Below are 18,745 nucleotides of genomic sequence, written 5' to 3'. Positions count from 1 at the left end.
ATGCAGAAACCATCGGAACGGGCCTTAGCTGGGCTGTAGTAAGGTTGTTTACAAAGCTTTCCAGGTCAATGTCCACCCGGCTTTCATCTGGTCTACGTCAGGAATCTTGATGCCCATGCGCCCCGTCGAGGCATCGACTGCCGCCAGTGGCAGCACCATCGTCTGCTGACTACCGGCCGTGTAGAGCTTGTCGGCACGGAAATATATGCGGCCCGTTTGGGTATCAATGTCTTCTACAATGGCGTAGAGGCGGTCACCTTCGGTAACGGCCACGTCGTTGGCTATGCCGTTGCGGGTGAGGTTGAACACCCACACCCCACCGCGCTGCAAGGCACCGGCTTCTACCAGTTTAGCTTTAATGCCACCCCTAAACACGTCGGCGGCGTTGGGCAGGGGCAGATCGTCAGGGCGCTCGTCGGGTGTTGAGAAATCAGCCTTTGGGTTAGGCGCGGCCAGAATTGCCTGCTTTTCCAGACTCACCATCAGGCCTTCGTCGAACAGTACGTTCTCGGCCTGGGAGAGGGCTTCCTGCTCCACGGGCTTGCGCAGGCTGGCCAATAACTGTTGCGGCAGTTGGTTGCCGTACTGCTGGTAGTTGTTGAACAGTTCTTTGAAGGCCAGAATCCGGTAGAGGTATTTGCCCGTTTCGGCGTTGAGCCGGAGGTAGTAATAGTTGCGGTGCTGCTGCCGACGGATACTACCCAGCAGGTTACCGATGCCGTTATTGTAGGCCGCTGCCGCCAGTGTCCACGACCCCAACTGCCGGTGCAGATATTGCAAATACCGACAGGCAGCATGGGTCGATTTGTCGAGGTCCAGCCGCTCGTCGACACCATTACCAACTGCCAAACCCAGTTCACGAGCCGTAGCAGGCATAAATTGCCAATAGCCCGCCGCGCCTTTCGGCGACACCGCCCGGCCCATCAGTGAACTCTCCACCAGGGGCAGAAACTTAAAATCGGCGGGAATATGGTACCGTGCCAGAATGGGTTCAATAACGGGGAAAAACGAAGCCGCCCGCTGCCGCATCCTGAACAAAGCCGCCGTTTGGGTGTTGTTCCGGGCCAACGCGGCTATCAGCCGACGGGCTACGGCTTCTTCGTGCAGGGGTACGGCTTCACCACAAAAATAAACGGGAGGCAGGGGGCGGTCCAGGTTGGGACTAAACGCCAGGTCGTAAGGCGCTGATAAGCAACTACGAGCAGCCGTTGGGGCAGTAATCGCGCCCGTTGGCAGCGATGCACCCGCTGCCCGACATGCCCCAAAAAGCAGCGCAGCAACAGGCAGAAAAAACGCCCACTTCTTCATTATACGTTACGGAGATTGATACTTCGGTACTGGCTGCTTCCCTATAGACGACCCACTATACGAACGGTCACGGTAGGCCATTCAATAATAAAATCAATCAATCCTATAGAGCAAAAAATAGGCCAAAAAGGAAGGGTTAATGTACAATGAATAATGTACAATGGCTCCGCAAGAGTAGTCCGAATGCGGAGCCATTGTACATTATTCATTGTACATTGTACATTAACCCTTATTGCGCTTCCTCCAGCGGGGTATAATCCTTGAAGGTGCGCTTGATGGCCTTGTCGGTGGCTTCTTTTTTGTTTTGCCAGTTGGCATCCAGTTCCAGGGCCACCAGGCCGCTGAGGCTCATGGTGTTCCGAAAGTCATCGAGGCGCTTGATGAAATCATTGGTGCGGCGGGCCGATTTAAGGGCAAACTCACGGGCAAACACGTCGCCTTTGTTCTGGAGTTCGGTCTTTTTACCCAGCACGTAGTTGTACCGGTCCAGCAGGTCTTTCATGGGCTTACCAATTACTTCGGTAGCCTCCAGCGTACCCATCGTGAGCACGGCCGTGCCGCCAATTGCCGATATAAGGCGCTGATTACCAGGGTCTTTTATGGTGGGCGAAATGCCCGTGATGGCTCCTAGCGACGCGTTGGCCATAGACCGGTTTCGCTTGCCGCCCTTAGCCCGTTTATAGTCTTTTTTCAGTTCCTGCTCCTTCTCGTCCAACTGCTCGACCAGGTTCCAAGCCTGCACCAATACCTGCCGGTAGAGGGCAAAGTTGTAGCGGTCTTTGGCGTCTTCATTCACCGTGTTAAGCACCGTGATCGAGATCGTTTTTTCGTCGCGGTTCTGGGCTTTGTCGAGCACAAAAAACGTCAGGTCTACCCGCACCGTGTCATAGGGGTCACGCACAAACTCATAGCCGGGCGTCCAGATAAATTCGTATTGGTTGTTTGTATTGCGCACCAGCGCCGACTTCGGCACGGTCTGATTGGTGCTCAGGAAGTCGAAGGTGTTGATGTCTTCGTCGCCGTTGGGGTCAGAGAGGTAGAATTTTAGGTTGATAGCTGCGTTTTCGCGGATACGATAAGTAAGGTCTTTCGGCACCACCGAAATAATAGGCGGCAAATCCATCTGCGTGGCATCAATCTTGAGGCGGCCTTTGGTCCGTGCTTTCAGCGGTTGATCTTCCACCCAAAATTCCAGGTAGAGGGGCTTTGTGCGCAGTTGGCTAAATTGATTCCGCGACAGCGTCCAGGTCAGTTCACCCTGGGCATTCAGCTTACTGCCTTCGGGCATCTGATCGGGGATGGGGATAAAAGCAATAGGGTCGCCGTCGGCATCATAGACCTGCTTGGGGTCGAATTTATAGACGTTCTGGGTTTGGAACCGCACGTAGAACGGCGCCAGGTCTTCTACCGCAGGCGGGCGGTTTACAGGAAGTACCTTGATATCAGCCAGTTGCGTAGCCGATTGACCATGCCGGTTGTGCACCTCAAAAATAACGGGCACGGTCCGGCTGGCTTTCAGTCGCTCTACCACGTCGAAGCCGGGTGTCCAGCTAAAGCGCCCCAACGAGTCGAAGCTCATACCATCCATCATGCCCTGCGCAATAGCGTATGTCAGCGTGTCGGTGGGCGCAGCACCGGTGGTTTTCAGGTCGAACCGGATGGACTGTCCTTCCGACACCACGTTCCAGTCGGCGGTTTGGGGCAGCGAAAGTTGAAGCGATTTGGGGTCCTGCGCATGGCTGGTAAAGCAGCAAAGCCACCCCATCAGTAACAGCGCCAGGAAAGTGCCGTTGGTCATGTGAATGCGTCCGGGAATTGTAAAACCTAGAACGCAAAACTACGGCTCTCCGTACAGGCGAACGAACCGAATACTACTTTTTTGAGGGAAACGGCCAATTTGTTGCCTTTTTATTGTATTATAAAAAGAACAAGTGGCATCATTACGCCAAGGTATGGCGTACCAACTACACAGGCTATTTGGCAGCGGTGGTCGATACAGGCGGGTTGATCATAATATGGGCGCGATGCGTACCGGGGTCCATGATCCAGGGCATACCTGGTGCTTCGGGCTTCAGGGGCAGGCCCGTGCTTTCGGCGGTGGCGTAAGGAATGTAGACCACGTAGCGTAGGTAACCATCTTTCACGGCACCGGTGGCGGGGTCGTAATTTTCGGGTTTGGCGCTGTAGGCATAGAGCGTGGTGGGCTGAGCGGGCATTTTCAACTTACCGGCCTTTACCTCCTGCTCGCGGGCTTCCAGCACGTCGGCGGGCTTTTTACCCGCCTGCTTCAACTCGCGCCCTCGTTTCATAAACGGTTCCAGGTCCTGGTGGTAACACGACACGCTAAGGCCTTTCTGAGCGGGATCATCGGCCAGGCAAACGAGTTCGTTGGTGCCTTTGCGGAGTAGCACAAACTCGCTTTTGTCAGAATACCCATACACCGTAGCCCCCGCCTGCTTGTCGGTCGGCGCAGCCAGCACGGCGGTTTTAATTTGCATCTCAGCCGAAGGCACAGCAGGCGTTTGGGCCACTACGCTACCCGCCATAAGCAGGAAGCAGGGAAGGGAAAGGGTTGATTTCATGGGAGATAGGGGGTTCAACGTTTAAAGTCCAAGGTCTAACGTCCAAAGTTGGCTGACGCAACTGGATACTGACGCGTCAGCCAACTTTGGACGTTGAACCTTGGACTTTAGACTTTAAACTCAATTCCCCGCGCCTAAACCCCGGAACGCCCAGGGGATGCCGGCTAGGATGAGGGCGAGGCCAAGGGCGTAGAAGATGCCCACAAGGCGGTGCTTTTGCACGTCGGAGGTGGCGCGTTTGCCGCGCGAATAACCCACCGTGATGAGGGCAATGGCCAGCAGCATGATCGTGATGTGTTCTACAGTGTAGAACCGGATAACCCGATTGGCCAGGGCGTCGAAGTTGACTTTGGGGCTGATGAAGTACAGAATCAGGCCCAGCACTAGTTGCAGGTGTACCGAAATGAGCGTGAACAGGTAAAGCTTGCGGTTGCCATCGGTGAAGGGTTTATTACCCTGCCAGCGGCTGATCGACACAAAAACGGCGGCCAGCAGCAGCACCAGCGCCAACCAGCGAAGCCCGGAGTGGGCATGAACTAATCCAGTATACATCGTGTAGGTTTATCAAAAAAATTGCACCCGCAAAGAAACGGACAAACCCGTACCCAGCCTATGATTCTGTATAACATTACGATGAGCATCGAACCCGCCATCGAGCGTGAGTTTCTGCGGTGGATGAAAGACGAACACATGCCCGCCGTAATGGCCACAGGGCTGCCCATCCAGAAAAACGTGCTCAAGCTGCTCACCGAAGTAGACAACGGCGGCATCACTTATACGTTTCAGTATTGGTTTCGGGCCATGGAAGATTTCGTCACCTACCAAAGCCTCCACCAAGCCGCCCTCCAGCAAGACGTAGCCGACCGCTACACCGGCAAGTACGTGTCGTTCAGAACGTTGCTGGAGGAAGCGTGAAGGGATTTACGATGTACGATTTACGAATTACGCTGACGCATGAGTACGCTTGCTTACGCCAGTCGGCTAAAGCAAGCGTACTCGTGCGTCAGCGTAATTCGTAAATCCCTTCACCTCAAATACACCCCCTCCCTGGCAGCATCACTCAGTACCACTTCTACGTGTTCGTTGAGGGTAGTGGCCAGTTCGTAGCCGATGAAGCTGGCGGCGATGGGGTAGCGGGGGTGGTTGCGATTTACGAGCACGGCAATCTGAATCTTGCTGACGGGCACGTGCAGAAACGGCTGCAAACTAAACGCCAGCGTCCGGCCCGAATTCAGCACGTCGTCGACGAGGACCACCACCCCGGCGTAATGGGCGGGCAGGGTGGGCAGCGGAATGTCGGGTTGAGCGGGCTGCGACTTGTCGATGTCGATTTTCACCAGCGTGACCCGGAAGGGAGCAATCTGACTAAGCTCGTCGGCCAGGCGCTGGGCCAGCACAAACCCCTCGCCTGCCACGCCCGCCAGTAGCACGTGGGCTTCGGCGAAATTGGTTTCATAGACCTGGAAGGCAATACGGCGTATTTTCTGCTGAATCTGGTCGGCAGTCAAAATCTGGGTGGTTGTCATACAGGATAGCCCGGTGGATGCACGTTGTAAAGTTGGCAAAAAAACTTTGAGCCAATGGAGCCGGACTTGGCACAGTTTTCGCCAATAGATGAGAAAGCCACCCGCACTATGGGTAGTTTCTATACCCCATGCTACACGTAACTACCAACCTCTTTCTCCCCATCCAACGCCCCATCAGACGCTTTCTTCTGGCCATAATGCTGCTGATTACGCTTCCATCTCTCACTCTCGACAATGACATTAATGTTCTGATTATCAGCTCTGTAAAAGCCGGTAAAGCCGCTCCACTGGCTACTTATTTCGACAAGCAGATTGAACTAAAGATAGACGCGCTTCAGGTAGACTATACCACCGTGAGCGCCCGGCAAGCCGAGCTTATTTTAGGTACTTTCTTCAGAAAATACCCACCCTATCGTTTTGAGTATATTTACAAAGGCGGATCGGGTAATTTACTGTACCGTACCGGCTCTTATTACACCGGCGAAGACCACTACCAGGTCTATGTGCTCATGCACCGCCGCGCCGACAAGCGGGTGGTGATTCACTCGCTGCAATTCCGCAAAGCCTGATTGTTCGTATCTTTGCACCTTCATTTTCCGTGCGGGTACGTCATGACAATCAAAACCAAAAAGTACGCCTTAGACCAAAAAACCTACATCAGCTTAGCGTTTCGGCAGTGGGTGCGCGACAACTGGCTGTGGAGCGGCATACCGCTGGCCCTTATCCTGATTAACGCCATCCTGAACCTGACGCACGTGTATCCCAACTACTGGATCTACGTGGTGGTAATCCTGCTCACGGTCATCTATGTGCTGTTTTGGGCCGTTCAGTTTACGGGCGTGTCGCAGTCGGAGCAGTTCAAGCCGATGTTTGAAAAGTACGTCTACGAGATCGACAGCCGCCATATTCTCATGAAGCTCAACGCCAAAGAAGGCGGCATGTTGAAGTGGGACATGATTAAGAGCGGCGTTAAAACCAAGGACGCCTACGTGTTGCAACTGGGTAACGGCCTCGACGCAAAGGGTATGCCAGCCATGAATTTCTTCATGGGCTACCTGGCTAAGCAAATGGCCCGGGCGCAGTTTTTATACCTCCCCTTTTCGATCTTCACGAGCGAAAACGACCAGAAATTTATGGAGTTGCTCCTGCGCCGGAAAGGCCTGCTGCCAGAAGCCGAAAGCACCACCCCAGCCAAAGCAACTACGACAGCCAAATAGCGCGAACGGTACGCGAAGCGGGCGGGATTCGGCGTTACTACATCAGTCAGTAACGCCGAATCCCGCTCTTTTTTTGCCCATGACCCCCACCCCTACCCCGCTCTGGACACCCGACGCCCGCTCCAAACAGCAGTCGCGGATGAAACACTTTATCGACTACCTGTTTGTTAAAAAAGGCCTTTATCTGCGTCATTACGACGATTTATGGCACTGGTCGGTGGCCAACGTCGATGATTTCTGGGAAGTCATTGCTACTTATTTCGAGGTGAAATTTCACGCCCCCTACCGAAGCGTGCTCGAACGACCCCGGCAGGGCATGATCGGTACGCAGTGGTTTACGGGGGCCACCGTCAACTACGCCGAACACATTTTTCGCAACGCCAACCACACCTACCCGGCCCTGCTCTACGCCTCGGAACGCAACCGGCTCCGGGCTATGTCGTGGCCCGAACTGGCAAAGCAGGTGGGTGCCCTGGCCGAGTTTCTGCGGCAGCAGGGCGTGGGCGTGGGCGACCGCGTGGTGGCCTTGCTGCCCAACATCCCCGAAGCCGTGGTAGGCTTTCTGGCCACGCAATCGCTGGGGGCCGTCTGGTCGAGTTGTTCGCCCGATTTTGGCACGGCCAGTGTGCTCGACCGGTTTCGGCAAATAGCCCCTACCGTACTGCTAATTGCCGACGGCTACACCTACAACGGCAAGGCCATTGATAAACAGGACGACCTGGTTCAGTTGCAGCGGGGCCTGCCCTCGCTGAAGGCCACTGTCTGGGTGCCGTTTCTAAATAATGATGCCACTTCGCCTGCCGGCACCACCGCCTGGGCCGACGTGCTCGACACTCCCTTTGCAGCGCTGACGTTTGAACCCGTCCCGTTCGACAGCCCCCTCTGGATCCTGTTTTCGTCGGGCACCACGGGCAAGCCCAAGGCCATTACCCACAGCGTGGGCGGCTGTTTGCTGGAACACCTCAAGGCCCTGGCCCTGCACCAGGACGTGCGCCCCGGCGAACGCTACTTCTGGTATACCACCACGGGCTGGATGATGTGGAATTTTTCGCTGGCCTCTATGCTAGTGGGGGCTACGCTGGTGCTGTATGAAGGCTCACCCGCTTACCCCGACCTGAGCCGCCTCTGGCTCCTGGCCGAGCAGGCGCAGGTGAACCATTTCGGGGGCGGGGCGGCGTATTACCTCTCCTGCATGAGGCAGGGGCTGAGGCCAACTAATACGTTGGCATTTAAGTCATTACGAACCATTGGCTCGACCGGCTCACCCCTGCCGCCCGAAGGTTTCCGGTGGATTTACGAGAACGTGAAAAGCGACGTCTGGCTCATCTCGCTCAGCGGTGGCACCGACGTGTGTAGTGGCTTTGTGGGCGGCAATCCGCTTGATGCCGTGGTGGCGGGCGAGATCCAATGTCGACTGCTGGGTTGCCATGTCGAGGCGTTTGACGAGGACGGCCAACCCGTGCGCGAGGCCCTGGGCGAGATGATGATTCTGGAGCCGATGCCGTCTATGCCCATTTATTTCTGGGGCGACAGAAGCGACAACCCCGCCCACAACAACGAACGCTACCGGGCCTCCTACTTCGAGCAGAACCCCAACGTATGGCGGCATGGTGACTGGATCAAAATCACCGACCGGGGCACCGTTATCATCTACGGACGTTCCGACGCCACCCTCAACCGCGACGGGGTCCGCATTGGCACCGCCGAAATATACAGTGCCGTGGAGAGCCTCCCCGAAATTGCCGACAGCCTGGTGGTGGGTATCGAGCACGAAGACGGTGCCTACCAGATGCCACTGTTCGTAGCCCTCCGCGATGGCCAAACCCTCAGCGACGACCTGAAAACGCGTATTAAGCAGGCCCTGCGCAGCCAATACAGCCCCCGCCACGTACCCGACAGCATCCATCAGATTGCCGAAGTACCCTATACCATTAGTGGCAAGAAGATGGAAACGCCCGTCAAAAAAATCCTCATGGGCCAACAACCCGACCGCGTGGCCAGCCCCGACACCATGCGCAACCCCGGTTCGCTCAAAGCGTTCCAGGCCTTCGAGGTGTAGGCTTTTTTACTGCGGGTGGGCATCATGGCTTTGCTGTCATTCTCGAAAACCGGTTGTCGGTCAATGATTGCAAAAAACTCACTAAATCCTGTTTTTCCTGTGCTGTTAGCCCCAGTGGTTTGGCCAGCAGTGGGTCGCGATTAATGGCGTCGGGTACTACCTTGTCGGGGTCGTCATAGTAGTCGACCACCTCGTGCAGCGTTTTGAACATACCGTTGTGCATGTAGGGAGCCGTGAGGGCCACATTGCGCAGTGGACCGATTTTGAATTTACCCAGATCACCGGCTTGCTTCGTTACCGCCGCCCGCCCGCTGTCGGTTAGCGTCTTGCCGTCAAAGAGGCCGATGTTCCGAAAATCGGAGTTGTTGAAATTGGCTCCAAAATGGCACTGAACGCAGTTGGCCCTGCCGTTGAAGAGCGCAAACCCGCGTTTGGCCGACTCGCTGACGGCAGCTTCGTTATCATTCATGCGCTAGTCGTCGAAAGGAGAGTCGGCGGTTTCGAGCGTCCGCTGAAACTCGGCCAACGCTTTCGCCAGATTCGTCCGGCTTGGTAGCTCGCCAAACACCCGCCCGAACTGCGCGACGTAGGTCTTGCTCCTGTTGAGGCGGTTCACGGCTTCGGCAATGGGCAAGTCCATCTCGTCGGGATTTTCGATGGGGGCCAGGACTTGCTCTTCCAGGGTAGCGGCCCGCCCGTCCCAGAAGAAATTGGCTTGTAGCAACACATTCATGGCCGAGGGCGTATTCCGTTTGCCCCGCTGCCCCCGCACGCCCACACTCACCGCCGACGTATCGGCAAAGGCGTAGTCGGGCCGGTGGCAGGTGGCGCAGCTAATGGTGCGGGTACGTGACAGGATCGGGTCCGAAAACAGGCGTTCGCCGAGAACTGCCACCTGGTTGGGTTCGTCGGTAACGAAGGCCGAACCGCCCAGCCCGGCTATACCCAACAAGGTCAGCACTACCCAGGTAGGTTTCATGGTTTGGCTGGCTTTATCCGCCCAAGCGTCAACCCGTCGCTCCCCTGCCGTCGTCCCTGGCACCGGTCCTGAATGGCCGCGAAGTGGATCGAATCGCTCGTAACGAAGGTGAGTTTGTAGGTCCCGTACTAGGCACCGCAAGCGCCATCTTGAATGTGAAAAGTGTCCTGCCGGACGTAATAAGTTCCACTGACGAATTGCTTCCCGTTGACAAAACCACTACAGGAGCTGTCGGCCCGAAATACGGCCATCCCCACAACCCCTTTCGGTGATCGGTTTTGCCAGCGACCTACGAGCGAAGGGGATGGTTCAGCAGTGGGCGGGGCATTTTGGGCGAACGTGGCGAGGAAGCCAAAAAGGTGGGCGAACAACAGCAACTGGGTCATGCGAGTTTTCATGATCGATAAGCGTTAGTTTCATAGTCATTTGACGCGCCGGGCCAGCATCGGCTTTACCACGTTGTTCGTCATCGGTTCAGACGGAGCAACCAGGGTGCAGGAAAAAGGTGTCGGCGGGCGATGGTTCGTGTATAGACTCGATGTAGCAGTCTGTCGGGTACGTTGGACTGTCTGGCCAGTAGCCAATGGCTGGTTAGCCTTGTCAGGTTGGATTAGCTGGCTGTCGTCCTGTTTACAGCCGCTACCCAACCCCATCAGGAGAGGAATCAGAAGCAAAAGCGATTTCATGCTTGGTGAAGTATAGGGTGTGGATACGCTGTCAGCAGCCCCGGTAGGCATAGGTTGCGGTTGTCTTCTCCGTGCCGGGCGACGTAGGGCTGCTACTCGTGCGCGTGGTGGTCTGCCCCGTTGGGTAGCCGTTTGCGTTCAGTTGGTACGTATGCACCGACTCGCTGATCGTTTCGCACTTGCCGTTGACGTCCCGGTACTCGGTCTCGCGGCGAAGCAGCCCATACTGTTCCGCCCCACCCAGCACTTGCAGCAGCGCGTCGAACGGGATGCCTTTGAAGCGCAACTGCGGCTGGGTCATCAAAATCGGCTTTCCCGTCGGTTCGTATTCGTATTCGGTCGATGTGCTGCCCGACGTGGTGCCGCGGATGCCAGCCAGCCGCCCCTGCGTGTCATAGTCATAGTGGTAGCCACCTGCCGAGGCTGTCAGCCGCCCGCCGTTGATGGTATACTGGTCTTTCCCATTCTGCGTAACCCGGCTGATAACCCCCGCCATATATGTGTAGCTGGTAACGGCTTTGCTGGCCGAGTCGGTCGAGGTGTACTGACTAAGGCGGCCCGCTCCATCATACTGGTACGTCTGTGTGTTCATGCTGCGGTAGGCTCCGGTGGTTCGCCGAACGACCAAACTGAGCCGACCCGCCTCGTAGGTGAACCGATTGGTCGTGAGGTAAGCGCTCGTCGTGGGCGCGCCGCCACTGTATGTCCCCGTAGTTGTGGACTTTTCAACGGATTCCTGAAGGAAACCGCCGCTGTCGTACTGATACGTAATGGCCTCTCGACTGTCATACGACCCGCCCGGCCCCTGCGTGTTGTATTGAACCGTAGCCGTGGTTAGCAATCCGTTCGCATCGAACGTGTTCAGGTACGTGTCTTTGATTGCCCCCTGCCCCTGAATCGTCGTGGTCAGGTCGAAAGCGGCCATAATACAGCTCGGTAGCACCAACTGGGGCGTAATCGGCGTATCGTTGTTCTGTCGCGTACAGCCGATCAACAGCAACAGCCCCGCGATGGCGAATTGTCTGGTCATGTTTTTTAGCGGTCTGATAGCCGCCGTTATGGAGTGGATTGATTGCTGGTTCAGTTAACGAATCCTGATGGAATAACCAGTTTGCAGGAGGCAAGCAACGTTGGCTGGTTTTCCTGTACTATTCCAAATTGCCCTTTTTAGGAAGGGCTGTGACCGTCGGGTTCGTAGCGGATAAGCTGAGGCTACGTTCAGGTTCAATCGGGCTGTTGTCGCCTGGTGTACAGCCAATAGATAGCCTCGCTACCAGGGGCAGCAGACGCAGGTACGTTTTCATGGTGTGGCAGAAGTGAAGGAGTCAAAAATCTCATTTATAGGCCGGAACAGTTGTTGATTTGCTTCCAGACTAATTGACCACCGACTCCATCGTAATTATTGAGCACATAGCATTTAATCAACTGACCACTGATTGATTCTATCACAGCGACTACACCCTTTGACGATTTCGCATCAGTATAACTGCCTTTCTCTTGAGTTGCTATATAGCCGTTTCGCGCTTCTATATATACATTCACAATATTGCGGATCTGCGCTATTGGAAAGCCATTTATTTTGTTTATGTCATCTTTGACTTTCAGAACATTATATCTAGCAATTGGAACGAATTTTATTCCGTATACTTCGTTCGGGCTTACAGTCGTATCAGGATAAACAATAGGCTCGGGTATGCACGCGCCGTAATACTCGTAGGCCCCGGCACGTGATGCCCATGCAGCCCGCACTCGATCAGAGCCTTCAGTTTCATCGTAAGGGGGAGCAGTTTTAAAAAACACGGCGTAGGTTATAATGCCCTTCTTTTTGCTATTCTGTACGTACTCAAGAGGCATAGCTGAGGTCAAACTATTGACAACTTTGTTATTCTCACCGCATTGCTCAACACCCGACTTAGCCACTAATTTGCTAAACATGTCCATCATACCCTGAGCTGCAATAGTCAGTTTAAATGGGTAATCAGCGCAACATGAGTATGTGAGAGTTCGTTTAGACCGACTCTGTGCTTGTGCGGTTCCTGATGCGACAATATCGAAAGCAAATACAGAAATTGCCGAAACAATAAAAATGCTTACTGTTTTCATGGTGTATTTAGTTTGGATAGTGGTTATTTTCAAGCAATAACCAGTGTAGAACCAACACTCGCTACATGCTCCAACTAATGTTGTAAACTTTTCCGTCCCAACCTCTGACAAATATTTCCTTATTCCAAAGACCAAATGAGATAGCAGAAGGGGCAGATTGAAATTGAAAGTCTGGAGCTTCGGCTCTAAACCAACCTATCCACTTTTTACCGTCGAAATTATTCTGCCACAGCCTGAAATCCTGTCCGCGTAAGAATAAAGTTGATGTATCTTCAGACGAAATCAAAGCCCCTACATCGGTTATCGGCGTATTGTCTATTCCTTTCTCAAAAGGTTTTTTCAAATTCTGCCAGGGGTGCCACTGTCCATCCCAGTATTTATGGTATATATTTTTATCGGTTCCCCTGACGAAGATAGCGCGATGATCAGGGTTTGCAGAAATAACAACTGGCGAAGATGCCAGCTTCAAACTATTATCCAGCAAAAACCAGTCGGTCCATTTCCCGTCTGCATAGTATTTCTGCCATAGCGCATCATCCGTACCTCTAACATAAAGGTCCGTAACATCACCACCTGGGGTAACGGCCCCTACGTCACCTTTTATCTTGCCACCTAAATCTTCCCAATTATACCATTTTCCATCCCAATACCGTCTATGCAGCACATTACCATTCACGCCCGTTGAATAAACACCTCGATGATTTTGATTGATTGAAACAACAGCAGGTGACGAATAAATCTTTGTTTCGCCATCAATCACCATCCAATCTGTCCATTTACCTTTCACGAAATATTTTTGACTTAAGTGAAGATCTGAGTCCCGTGTATATAAATCAATAACACCAAGTTCTCGTATGGCAAGTGCGCCTACGTCACCAATAATTTTTCCACCCAAATCTTCCCAATTATACCAATGGGGCGGTGGCGGAAACACATTTCCAAATATGCTGGCTATCGGAGAGGCTGATGATGCCAGGTTGTTCTTTGCTGCATTAAGAACCGCCTGTAGTGCTACTTGCGGCAGGGTTGATGCGTAATCACTGCCTGGTGACCAGTCTACCGCGTATGGATGTTGAAAACCATGATTATGCATTATTTCGTGCAGTACAACAGCCGCCGCAAAGTAAGCCAGTTGATTAATGCCTTCAGCATTCTGAGGCAATGGTCCAGTAGTTTGAAAGGCACCTATTCCCTGTTCAGCATGACGGATCATATTGTAAAAATGAACATGTATTTCGCTACCACTCACTTCTCCTTCAGCATACTGCCAGGGGTTTTGCAAATCATCTTTATCCGGTCCTTCAAAACGAAGCTTAGGTGTATGAACAGGAATAGGATTAAGGATTTTATCATAATATTTGAAAGACCCATTCAGTAGATACTTTTTTACGTCTGACTGTGTAAAGCCCAGCATCTTTCCATTGACATTGATGATCTTTTGCGCTTCGGCATACACTTCGCCGTTGTACAATAATCCTTTATTACCTTTTTCGTCTAGAAAAACAAGACGCATCCCTCGCCAGAAAATGTCTGTAAATGAAGTTCCGGCGAATTTTGTCACATCCATCCAATGACGGCAGCCATCGCTGCGATACCAGTTATCCCACGTTAGTTTTGGCATGGCTATTCAGAAATTAATAGTGAAAATAAAATGTGACTGCACAAACCGGTCAACAGACAATTTTTCAATAGTACATTGACTAAGTTTTACTTTAACAAAATTAAGTGCTGCTGTAACTTTGGTATTGGAAAAATCGGCCATTATTGACCGTTTGCTCAATGGCTATTGATAAATAAAATCATGCATCCCTGCCGGTTGGCTGGTAAATTGGCCAGGCGATGTGCCGATGAAGTACCGAAACTCGTTGATCAGATGGGCCTGATCGTAATGGCCGGTCAGGGTTAAAATATCCTGCCAGTTGGGTTGGGGTTGCCGAGCCAGCCAGTGCCGGGCCAGGATGAACCGTTGCATCCGAACGTAATACTTCGGCGAAACCCCCACGACCTCCGCAAACCGCCGACGAAGCGTTCGTTCAGACGTGTTCAGGTAATGTGCTAACTGTTGTAAATTGATTTGAGCAGGATCATGCTGAATGGCGGCAACGGCGGCTTCGATACGGCCATCGGTAGCCAGATGCTTCGACCAGTTGGCGCGCGCTAGTTGACGAAGCAGAAACTGCTCTAATAAAGCAAACCGTTGCGCCGTCGAACGGGCTTCACGCAGCCGGTCCGTTAGCTCCCGAACACCCCTATTTGCCACCGCCGTTACGTCCAGACTCTGTTCGCTTAGTTCACCCACCGGCAGTTGCCACAACGTTTGCAAACCCGTAGGGGTACATTCAAAACCGATTGCCATTGACGGGCCGCTAAAGTATTTGGTGTACGGCAACGCGTTCTGAACGAAGACCGTGCTTTCACTTATTTCCATCGGCCCTACGCCTGGCTTATAACAGTGATATGGGTTTTCCAGGCTGAATATAAATTGCGACCGGCCCAAACAACTGAACGGTACAGCCAGGGTTGCACCGGGCGGTAAGTCGTGTTTTATTTCCCAACATGTATGAATGTATGGCAACAGTGCCCGGCAAGGAGTATGCTGACTGACTTGCATAAGACATAACCGTTATAGGTGATACACAACCCCCAATGTATTAGCCTTGTCGGCGGACCGCCATCCCATAAAAGGGTGACAAGCCAAGAGAAATCAGTCAGGTACGTTACTTAGCCGGTACGCCTGGTGGAATCAGTTTGAACCCGAACTGCTTCAAAATCGATAGCTCATCGTAGTAGAGTCGATCCGTCTCAATTTTGCCGTTAGTTACCTTAGCAGTGTATTGGTAGGGGAACGTGACGGCTTTTCCCCCACGCATGTCGGTATACGTGTAGTATCCCCACAGCGATACCCAATCCCCTTTCATGTTGCCCGATGGGATGCGAAAGCTTTGAGCCGAGAACTCGTTTTTCCGGTTCGTCTGGTATTGATGAAACGTTTGGTGGAGTTTCACTGTCTTCTCGATAGTGGCCGAATCAGCCCCGCCGGGACCGTGCGCTATGTAGGCGGAGCTTACCAAGCCCCGTGCTTTGTCAAAATCGCCAGTGACCGTAATCGCCGTTACGTACTCACTAGCTACCTGTATGTCCCGCCCGCCATTGGGGTTGTTGGTCATGGGTACGTATTGAGCCAGTGTCAGTACGCTGGCTAAGGTAAGCCCCGTCAGCAGGGTCAGGAATCGACAAGCGGGTGCAGAAATTCGTTTCATGGCATGTTTGGTGTTTGGTTTGAGGAAACAAACCACGCTGATTTAGCAAAAACGAGCATTTGCGCTTGTTGCAACTGCGTTTGATTACGTTGCAATCCGCTTTTTTACCTCACTCGGCGCGTAGCCGAAGTGGCGGGAGAAGCTGGTGGCGAAGTTGGCCGGGTTGCCGAAACCGACCTGATAGGCTACTTCGGCCACTGTCCCCACGTTAGCGCGCAGTAAGTCGTGGGCGTGTTGCAGCCGGGCCAGCCGGAGCAGATCGCCGGGCGACTGGTTGGTGAGGGCTTTCAGCTTGCGGTGAAGCTGCGTGCGGCTCATACCCACGTCGTCGCTCAGCCGGTCGAGGCTGTACTGTTCGTCGGCGAGGTGGGTTTCAATGGCCGCCCGTACCCGGTTGAGGAAAACCTGTTCCATCGAGGGCAGGGTGGTGGCTTCGGTGGGCCACAGGCCGTTGCCGGTCCGCGTGTAATAGTCGCGCAGTTGGCGGCGGTTCTGAATCAGGCTGGCCAGTTGCGCCAGCAGTTCCCGCCCGTTAAAGGGCTTGGCCAGGTAGCTGTCGGCCCCGGTTTTCAGCCCTTCGAGTTTGCTGTCCAGGTCGGCTTTGGCCGTGAGCATCAGCACCGGAATATGGCTGGTGCGTTCGTCGGCTTTCAGCGTGGCACAAACCTCGTAACCATTCAGTTTCGGCATCATCAGGTCGGTAATAACCAGGTCAGGTACGTGCTGCCGGGCCAGCCGAACGCCTTCTTCGCCGTCCGCCGCTTCGATGACGTGATAATGGTTATCCAGCGACGAGCGAATGAATAGGCGTACATCGTCATTATCTTCCACCAGCAATATCAGCGGGTCCTCTGCGGAAGCCTTCGCCGCAGCCTCCACCAGGTTGGGTAAGCTGGCAAAGTCCTGTCGTTCTGCTGACAAACCAGTGGGATCGGGCAGGGTATTTTGTTGGGGACCGGTCTCTACAGCGGTGGTAGGCAGCCGGACCATAACAGTGGTGCCAACACCTTCTTCACTGCTGATGTGGATGGTGCCGCCGTGCAGGTCCACCAGTTCTTTGGTGAGAGCCAGCCCGATGCCGGTTCCCTCCTGCTCGCGGGTGTCCGAGGCATCGACCTGATAGAACCGGTCGTAGACATAGGGCAATTTCGCAGTGGGTATGCCCACGCCCGTATCCTGAACGGTCAGTTCAACCCAGTCGGCTTCGGGGAGGCTCAGGCCAACGGAGACGGTGCCGCCAGCAGACGTAAATTTGAGGGCGTTACTGAACAAATTCGTCAGGATTTTTTCCAGTTTATCCCGGTCAAGGTCTATCATCAGGCACTCCGGCCCGGTCTCGAACCGAAGCGTGATGCCCCTTTGCTGCGCCAGTGAATCGAACGAGCCGAACGTGCCCCGCACCAGGGCCACCAGATCACCCGGCGCGGTGGTCAGGGCCAGCTTGCCCGCTTCCAGTTTGCTCAGGTCGAGCAACTGGTTGATAAGCCGCAACAGCCGCTCGGCATTGCGGTGCAACAGACCGGCCTGCTTCCGGGTGCCGGGTTCCTGCGTCTGGGTCAGGATCTGCTCGGCGGGACCCAGCATCAGGGTCAGCGGCGTGCGGAACTCGTGGGTCAGGTTGGTAAAGAAGCGGGATTTAACGCGGTCCATTTCCCGAAGTTGATCGGCCTGCCGCTGTAGCTGGTCGGTACGTTCCAGCACGGTCTGTTCCAATTGCTCGTTTTGCCCGGCCACTATGCGGAGTTTCTCAGCTTCCTGTTCCCGCGTTTGGGCTGAGAGCTCTTCTACCTGCCGGAGTTGATGTTCGAGGTTTCGGCTGGTTTGAGCAAAATCTTGCGCTAAGTACAGCGACGTGCACAAGGGCAGGGTCAGAAAAAAGAAGGTCAGAAACAGGTTTTGGCCTAATGGATTAGTAGACCAGATGCCCAGCACATCACTGGCTCCGATAAATATGGCAACGCCCACCGCCAGCAAACCAAGGCCAATAAGCCAAACGCCCGGTTGCCGACGCAGCATTGCCCACCCCACAACCCGAATCACTTCGAGCAGGCAAAGCAATATGAAACCAAACACGACAGGTACAGGATTGATCCAGCGCACCAACAGCACTATGCCAACCAGCAACAGGGCAAGGGCGTAAAAAATCCTTAGCTGCCGGGGCGCTTTGGGGGATCGAATGGAATAAATAAACACCACCGACGCGAGAGCCGTGCCAATGTTGCTTAGCCAAAAGCAGTAGGCAAAGTACTGAATGGCCAGGGGACTGGTAGCCTGCCGGTCGCAATACACACAGACTGACCCAATCACATGCGTCGCCAGCCATAGACTGTAATACAGGTTGGACCGGCGGGCGGGGTAGAACAGAAACAGGAATAAGTGCAGCAGGCCAAACAAGCCCGGTACGAACACCAAGGCTACGTTGATGCCCCATATTCGGGTCATCTGAACGACGTAGGTCGTCATGTGCCTGGTGGGGGCCAGCCAGCTTAAAAATCCCTGGGGATATTGTGCCCACCGGCTCACGTAAGGGCGACGCGTAGCCATCCGAACGGCCAGCAGGTGCGATCCAGCCCGGCTAAGCCGAAACGTGATCGGCTCGTAATTGGGGTAGTGATCGATTCCCGTCGCGGACGATGAGCCGATTTTGCCGAAGCCCCCGATCTTTTGCCCGTCCAGAAACACCTCCGATGCACCCAGATGGTCAAGACGGAGCGAGAGCAGGCTATCGGCAGGCAGCGAGTCAATCGTGACATGCAACCGGAACCAGCCGATGCCCTTCCAGCCGGGCGGAGCCTCGTCCCGGCTAAACCCCGTGCGATAGGGCAACCAATCCCGGTCGTCGGTGGTGGGGCTGGCCCAACGCGGGTCGTCGCCCGCCCGGAACTGCCAGGGTTGCGGAGCTAAGGCATAGCCCGTAAAGTCTCGTTGCAGGCTGTCAAGTGTCAGACGCAGGGGTTTTGGCCTGGCCCAAACGCCTGAAAAAGCAACTAGTAAAAGCAGTAACAGAGCTAGCAGACGTTTCATA

The 18,745-nt window shown here is 54.2% G+C and carries 19 protein-coding genes; 4 read left to right on the top strand and 15 right to left on the bottom strand.

Annotation, left to right across the window (positions count from 1 at the left end; genetic code table 11):
* Window positions 1-48: 48 nt before the first annotated feature.
* The 4 genes from J2I48_RS18650 to J2I48_RS18635 all read right to left on the bottom strand — a co-directional run bounded on the left by J2I48_RS18650 (window position 49) and on the right by J2I48_RS18635 (window position 4,442).
* A complete protein-coding gene (locus J2I48_RS18650; protein ID WP_207337002.1) occupies window positions 49-1,308 on the bottom strand; it encodes a lytic transglycosylase domain-containing protein in 1,260 nt (419 codons plus the stop codon).
* Window positions 1,309-1,537: 229 nt separating this feature from the next.
* On the bottom strand, window positions 1,538-3,106 hold the full coding sequence (locus J2I48_RS18645; protein WP_207337001.1) for an immunoglobulin domain-containing protein: 1,569 nt from the start codon (window positions 3,104-3,106) through the stop codon (window positions 1,538-1,540).
* A gap of 175 nt (window positions 3,107-3,281) precedes the next feature.
* On the bottom strand, window positions 3,282-3,890 hold the full coding sequence (locus tag J2I48_RS18640; protein ID WP_207337000.1) for a hypothetical protein: 609 nt from the start codon (window positions 3,888-3,890) through the stop codon (window positions 3,282-3,284).
* 120 nt (window positions 3,891-4,010) lie between these two features.
* Window positions 4,011-4,442, bottom strand: a complete 432-nt coding sequence (locus tag J2I48_RS18635; RefSeq protein ID WP_207336999.1) for a cytochrome B — start codon at window positions 4,440-4,442, stop codon at window positions 4,011-4,013.
* Window positions 4,443-4,502: 60 nt separating this feature from the next.
* Between J2I48_RS18635 and J2I48_RS18630 the strand changes: the two genes are divergently transcribed.
* A complete protein-coding gene (locus J2I48_RS18630) occupies window positions 4,503-4,805 on the top strand; it encodes a DUF4286 family protein (RefSeq protein ID WP_207336998.1) in 303 nt (100 codons plus the stop codon).
* A 110-nt stretch (window positions 4,806-4,915) separates the two neighbouring features.
* Here J2I48_RS18630 and J2I48_RS18625 read toward each other — a convergent pair whose 3' ends face one another.
* Window positions 4,916-5,416 carry a phosphoribosyltransferase family protein gene (locus tag J2I48_RS18625; protein WP_207336997.1) on the bottom strand — a complete coding sequence of 167 codons (501 nt, stop codon included), beginning with the start codon at window positions 5,414-5,416 and terminating at the stop codon, window positions 4,916-4,918.
* Between the two features lie 128 nt (window positions 5,417-5,544).
* Here J2I48_RS18625 and J2I48_RS18620 point away from each other — a divergent pair, with 128 nt between their 5' ends.
* The 3 genes from J2I48_RS18620 to J2I48_RS18610 all read left to right on the top strand — a co-directional run bounded on the left by J2I48_RS18620 (window position 5,545) and on the right by J2I48_RS18610 (window position 8,692).
* Entirely contained in the window at window positions 5,545-5,985 is a 441-nt protein-coding gene (locus J2I48_RS18620) for a DUF4783 domain-containing protein (RefSeq protein ID WP_229376479.1), read from the top strand.
* 42 nt (window positions 5,986-6,027) lie between these two features.
* Window positions 6,028-6,633 (top strand): YcxB family protein, encoded by a 606-nt coding sequence (locus tag J2I48_RS18615; protein ID WP_207336996.1) that lies wholly within the window; start codon window positions 6,028-6,030, stop codon window positions 6,631-6,633.
* Window positions 6,634-6,712: 79 nt separating this feature from the next.
* Entirely contained in the window at window positions 6,713-8,692 is a 1,980-nt protein-coding gene (locus tag J2I48_RS18610) for an acetoacetate--CoA ligase (RefSeq protein ID WP_207336995.1), read from the top strand.
* A 22-nt stretch (window positions 8,693-8,714) separates the two neighbouring features.
* Here J2I48_RS18610 and J2I48_RS18605 read toward each other — a convergent pair whose 3' ends face one another.
* The 10 genes from J2I48_RS18605 to J2I48_RS18560 form a co-directional block, all read right to left on the bottom strand.
* Window positions 8,715-9,161, bottom strand: coding sequence for a cytochrome-c peroxidase (locus J2I48_RS18605; RefSeq protein ID WP_207336994.1), 447 nt, complete (start codon window positions 9,159-9,161; stop codon window positions 8,715-8,717).
* 3 nt (window positions 9,162-9,164) lie between these two features.
* On the bottom strand, window positions 9,165-9,671 hold the full coding sequence (locus J2I48_RS18600; protein WP_207336993.1) for a cytochrome-c peroxidase: 507 nt from the start codon (window positions 9,669-9,671) through the stop codon (window positions 9,165-9,167).
* A 128-nt stretch (window positions 9,672-9,799) separates the two neighbouring features.
* Entirely contained in the window at window positions 9,800-10,069 is a 270-nt protein-coding gene (locus J2I48_RS18595; RefSeq protein WP_207336992.1) for a hypothetical protein, read from the bottom strand.
* 319 nt (window positions 10,070-10,388) lie between these two features.
* Window positions 10,389-11,387, bottom strand: a complete 999-nt coding sequence (locus J2I48_RS18590) for a hypothetical protein (RefSeq protein WP_207336991.1) — start codon at window positions 11,385-11,387, stop codon at window positions 10,389-10,391.
* 118 nt (window positions 11,388-11,505) lie between these two features.
* Entirely contained in the window at window positions 11,506-11,661 is a 156-nt protein-coding gene (locus J2I48_RS18585) for a hypothetical protein (RefSeq protein WP_207336990.1), read from the bottom strand.
* 34 nt (window positions 11,662-11,695) lie between these two features.
* Window positions 11,696-12,460: a hypothetical protein gene (locus J2I48_RS18580; RefSeq protein WP_207336989.1), complete on the bottom strand. Its 765-nt coding sequence runs from the start codon at window positions 12,458-12,460 to the stop codon at window positions 11,696-11,698.
* Window positions 12,461-12,521: 61 nt separating this feature from the next.
* Window positions 12,522-14,081, bottom strand: a complete 1,560-nt coding sequence (locus tag J2I48_RS18575) for a DUF8189 domain-containing protein (protein WP_207336988.1) — start codon at window positions 14,079-14,081, stop codon at window positions 12,522-12,524.
* A 162-nt stretch (window positions 14,082-14,243) separates the two neighbouring features.
* Entirely contained in the window at window positions 14,244-15,071 is an 828-nt protein-coding gene (locus J2I48_RS18570; RefSeq protein ID WP_374758165.1) for a helix-turn-helix domain-containing protein, read from the bottom strand.
* A gap of 106 nt (window positions 15,072-15,177) precedes the next feature.
* Window positions 15,178-15,720 (bottom strand): nuclear transport factor 2 family protein, encoded by a 543-nt coding sequence (locus J2I48_RS18565; protein WP_207336986.1) that lies wholly within the window; start codon window positions 15,718-15,720, stop codon window positions 15,178-15,180.
* An 84-nt stretch (window positions 15,721-15,804) separates the two neighbouring features.
* The gene (locus tag J2I48_RS18560) at window positions 15,805-18,744 is read right to left on the bottom strand and encodes an ATP-binding protein (protein ID WP_207336985.1); all 2,940 of its coding nucleotides are present in this window, start codon (window positions 18,742-18,744) and stop codon (window positions 15,805-15,807) included.
* Window position 18,745: the final 1 nt, after the last annotated feature.

The sequence above is a fragment of the Fibrella aquatilis genome (assembly GCF_017353255.1).
Taxonomy (GTDB): Bacteria; Bacteroidota; Bacteroidia; order Cytophagales; family Spirosomataceae; genus Fibrella; species Fibrella aquatilis.
This window is presented reverse-complemented; position numbering and strand designations above follow the sequence as displayed.